Origin of the sequence: Phormidium pseudopriestleyi FRX01 (genome assembly GCF_017313335.1) — a bacterium.
Taxonomy (GTDB): domain Bacteria; phylum Cyanobacteriota; class Cyanobacteriia; order Cyanobacteriales; family Laspinemataceae; genus Laspinema; species Laspinema pseudopriestleyi.
This window is the reverse complement of record NZ_JAFLQW010000188.1, coordinates 1-4,591: the sequence shown is the minus strand read 5'-3', so window position 1 is coordinate 4,591 and position 4,591 is coordinate 1. Positions and strand designations below refer to the sequence as shown.

The 4,591-nt window shown below is 46.1% G+C and carries 3 protein-coding genes and 1 pseudogene; 3 read left to right on the top strand and 1 reads right to left on the bottom strand.

What is annotated here, in order from left to right:
- The first annotated feature begins 786 nt into the window (after window positions 1-786).
- Both J0895_RS06770 and J0895_RS06760 read left to right on the top strand, forming a co-directional pair.
- The gene (locus J0895_RS06770) at window positions 787-1,653 is read left to right on the top strand and encodes a Uma2 family endonuclease (RefSeq protein ID WP_340643470.1); all 867 of its coding nucleotides are present in this window, start codon (window positions 787-789) and stop codon (window positions 1,651-1,653) included.
- Between the two features lie 461 nt (window positions 1,654-2,114).
- A complete protein-coding gene (locus J0895_RS06760; RefSeq protein ID WP_207087344.1) occupies window positions 2,115-2,729 on the top strand; it encodes a Uma2 family endonuclease in 615 nt (204 codons plus the stop codon).
- A 110-nt stretch (window positions 2,730-2,839) separates the two neighbouring features.
- Here the strand turns inward: J0895_RS06760 and J0895_RS06755 are convergent.
- Window positions 2,840-3,094: pseudogene (locus J0895_RS06755) on the bottom strand (sensor histidine kinase); the annotation flags it as partial.
- Window positions 3,095-3,512: 418 nt separating this feature from the next.
- Here J0895_RS06755 and J0895_RS06750 point away from each other — a divergent pair.
- Window positions 3,513-4,591, top strand: a 1,079-nt coding sequence (locus tag J0895_RS06750; protein WP_207087343.1) for an MASE1 domain-containing protein, incomplete at its 3' end; no start/stop codon positions are given.

Genomic DNA, 4,591 nt, shown 5'->3' with positions numbered 1-4,591 from the left:
GTCGAAGGGTCGAAGGGTCGAAGGGTCGAAGGGTCGAAGGGTCGAAGGGTCGAAGGGTCGAAGGGTCGAAGGGGGTTGGGGGAGAGGGCATTCCACAACTGATTTAGGGTCGCTATATATGATTTATGACATTTTCAGATCCCCTCTCCCCCTTTGGGAGAGGCCTGTCCTGAGCCCTGAGCCCTGAGCCCTGAGCCCTGAGCCCTGAGCCCTGAGCCAGTCGAAGCCTGTCCTGAGCCCTGAGCCAGTCGAAGCCTGTCCTGAGCCCTGAGCCAGTCGAAGGGGGTCGAAGGGGGTCGAAGGGGGTCGAAGGGGGTCGAAGGGTCGAAGGGTCGAAGGGTCGAAGGGGGTTGGGGGAGAGGGCATTCCACAACTGATAAAGGCGCTGCTATATCACGTCAAAAATAGACTTTCTCCCTAATTTTTAGAGTCTGTTTTTTTAGGGTTTAGCCCGCACAGGCAGGCTTAGTGGCGGTAGATGGAGCCTTGAAACGGTGAGGTTTTGGAGACCTGTATAGCAACGCTAAATCATTCTGACCCTACAATTAATTAAGGAGTGGGAGCATCTTGCTCCCTACTACCATAGCAATCCTAAATGATTTATGACATATATAGCTCCCCTCTCCCCCTTTGGGCCGCCTTATGTTGGGGGTGAGGGCATTCCACAACGGATAAAGGCGCTGCTATATAAGGGAGCAAGATGTTCCCACTCCTGCCTGGACTTAAACGGACAAAATCCACCTAAATTTGGGATATAATTAAACCAAACCTAACCTGCGAGTTGCTATGACTTCTACCCTCAGCCAACGCACCTATACGGTTGATGAATATTTAACCCAAGAAATTGCCTCCCAGGACCGTCATGAATATCGTAATGGAGAAATTCTTCTGATGCCCGGTGGTACTCCCAATCATAACCGGATAGCTGGTAATTTGTTCGCATTTCTTAATTTTGGACTCAAACGTCAACCCTTAGATGTCTTTATCGCTGATCAACGGCTATGGATTCCGGACCGGCGAATTTATACTTATCCTGATGTGATGGTTGTGGGTCAGCCGGTAAAATTGCAAGAAGGCCGCAAAGATACGGTTACCAATGCGATTGTCATTGCCGAAGTGTTATCCCAGTCTACTCGCAGTTACGATAAAGATGGGAAATTTGCAGCCTATCGGAGTATTGACAGTTTTAGGGAGTATTTGTTGATAGACCAATACACCGCCCATGTGGAACATTACACCAAAACTGACGGTCAGGCTTGGTTGTTCCGCGAGTATGATGGCTTAGAACCAATGGTCTCGTTACAATCCTTTGAATTCTCCCTGTCATTGGCTGATTTGTATGATAGAGTCGATAACAGCAAAGCCAAAGAACCACTCCGGGAACTCGGCAAACATCCGGCAGATGACGAACCCGTAAATGTTTACGATGGTCCCTACGGACCCTGCGTCAAACATGGGAAAACCAATGCCTCCGTACCCTCCGGCACAACCGTAGAAAATGTCACCTTGGCACAAGCTGTTGAAGTGCTGGCAGCGAAAGCAGCCACTTCTAAGAGTAAGAGTAGTAGCAAATCCAAAACCAGTAGTAGCAAGTCAAAAACCGGGACAACGAAGAAGAAATCCACAACTTCCACAGCGAAAAAAAAGAGTTAAACCGTAAATTAAGGGTGCGTTGCCAATTAGATAACGCGCCCTTTTTTAATCACGGGATCATGTTGACACTATAGCAATCCTATATGATTTATGACATTTTCAGCTCCCCTCTCCCAAAGGGGGAGAGGGGTTGGGGGTGAGGGCATTCCACAACTGATAAAGGCGCTGCTATATCACGTCAAAAATAGACTTTCTCCCTAATTTTTAGAGTCTGTTTTTTTAGGGTTTAGCCCGCACAGGCAGGCTTAGTGGCGGTAGATGGAGCCTTGAAACTGTGGGTTTTTGGAGACCTGTATAGCAACGCTAAATCATTCTGACCCTACAATTAATTAAGGAGTGGGAGCATCTTGCTCCCTGCTACTATAAGGGAGCAAGATGCTCCCACTCCTGCCTGGACTTAACCGGACAAAATCCCCCTAAATTTGGGATATAATTAAACCAAACCTAACCTGCGAGTTGCTATGACTTCTACCCTCAGCCAACGCACCTATACGGTTGATGAATATTTAGCCCAAGAAATTGCCTCCCAGGACCGTCATGAATATCGTAATGGAGCACTTGTTCTGATGCCCGGTGGTACTCCCAATCACAATCAAATTACATTGAATTTAGCGGGGTCCTTAAATTTTGCCTTGCGACGCCAACCCTATCGGGTTTTTATCGCTGCTCAACGGCTATGGATTCCGGACCGGCGAATTTATACTTATCCTGATGTGATGGTTGTGGGTCAGCCGGTAGAATTGCAGGAAGGGCGCAAAGATACGGTTACCAATGCGATTGTCATTGCCGAAGTGTTATCCCAGTCTACTCGCAGTTACGATAAAGATGGGAAATTTGCGGCCTATCGGAGTATTGACAGTTTTAGGGAGTATTTGTTGATAGACCAATACACCGCCCATGTGGAACATTACACCAAAACTGACGGTCAGGCTTGGTTATTTCGCGAGTATGATGGCTTAGAAGCAACGGTCTCGTTACAATCCTTTGAATTCTCCCTGTCATTGGCTGATTTGTATGATAGAGTCGATTTTGCACTGGAAGAAGTGAAGGTTGAGTCAGATTTAGAAGAGAGTTAATTTCAGGTTTTATTTTGAGCATTCTAGCGTTTGTCAGAGTTTTCAGTGACAGTTATTTCCTAGATTCAGTCCTCAGATGAGCTAGGTTTTGGCTGGAAGGGAATTATAATTTAAAATTCTGTTCCTTGGCCTAAAGTTGAATGGACTTCTAGGGACCCGGAGTGTTTTTCTAGGATAATCTGGCGGGCGATCGCCAATCCTAATCCGGTCCCTTTCCCCACGTCTTTGGTCGTAAATAAATGCTCAAAAATTTTGGACTGCAACGCTTCACTCATCCCCACCCCATTGTTTTTAATCCGAATGATGACCTGTTGCGCGTCACTTGAGAGTTCAGTTTTTATAGTAATTTGATTATTGATGTCACCCGCCGTTGAAAGAAGAGGGAAGAATGTTCTTCAATCTTAAATCAAGGGTTCCCCACCTTAAATTTAACTCCGTCTGATACAAAGTGGCGATTATCGATGACTTATATCATCATTGCCTTAACTGTAAAATAAGTATAATCTTTATTTCTTGTGCGCCTGTTAAGTTAATTTGGGAGAAGGAATGCAGCCCAGTCCTCCCATAGCCTGACTGAGGTAATGTTTAATCTGCAAAGTTTCAATTTAAGAGTTTTTTTTGCTGACTTGATGAAAATGTTACTTCTGAAATAATCTCAAAAACCACTCCTGAAAATCAGGGAACAATTCAGGCTATTTCCCAAGTTGCTATTTTGGAAATTGTCGATAAGATAGGCGTTAAGTCATGAGTTTTTGAGAATAGAAGTCACCTACGGAGTGTCAGATGAAAAGAAGACTAGGCCAAGTTCAGTTCCGGCAAAATGTCCTATTAATCGCTGCGATCGCCCTTTTTTACTGTGTTTTGGGCATCCTCGGACTCAAGTTAGCCGTCCTCCCCGGTGATGTTACAGCAGTGTGGATTCCGGCAGGGGTGGGTTTGGGGGCAGTTCTGATTTGGGGAAACCAGATTTGGCCCGGTATTGCTTTGGGTTCCTTTGGCATTTCAGTGTTGCTGAATCCCACCCCTGTCAGTCTGGCAATCGCGGCAGTGACTGCGGTGGGAAATACCCTGACTCCTATATGGGGGGCTGGTTTAATTCGACGCTTAACTCACACCCGCTATCCGTTTCATCGGGCGAATGAAGTATTTATTTTTGTCTGTTGTGGGGCGATCGCCTCTCAAATTATAAGTGCCACCGTGGGCATTCTCGCCCTCTGTGTAGCGCAATGGATTAATTGGTCGAATTTTGGACAGTCCTGGGTGACTTGGTGGGTGTCTAATCTGACTGGTGTGCTGATTTTTACCCCAGTTTTGTTGACTTGGCATTACTTTTTAAGCCAGAGTTGGCAACAGAGAAAGGGGACTCCAATTTCCTCTCACTTTGGAAAAATTGTGGATCAAGAATTGAAGTCTCTACGTCTGGAAAGTTTTAGCTGGTTTTTACTCTTTGATGGGGTGGTTAGTTTAGCCTTTTGGTATGGGTATCCCGTGGAATATTTAATGATTCCGTTATTGGGGTGGGCGGCATTTCGGTTTTCGGAACGCTGGACCACTTTAGCGATCGCCTTGACGGGATTGATGGCGATCGCCGGAACCATTCTCAATCGCAGTTCCTTTGTCCAAGAGAATCTCAACGCCTCTCTCCTCTTCTTAGAATCCTTTATTGGCGTCATCTCAGTCACCACCCTGGTTCTAATTGCCGTACTCCAAGAACGCCGTCACGCTTTAGAGGGCTTAAAACAAGCCAAAGCAGAACTAGAATATAGAGTCATCGAACGGACTCATGAACTCTCCCAAGCGAACGAACAACTCACCAAGCAAGAATTTCATTTAAAAGAAAAAGCCGAGTCTCTGGCAACCGC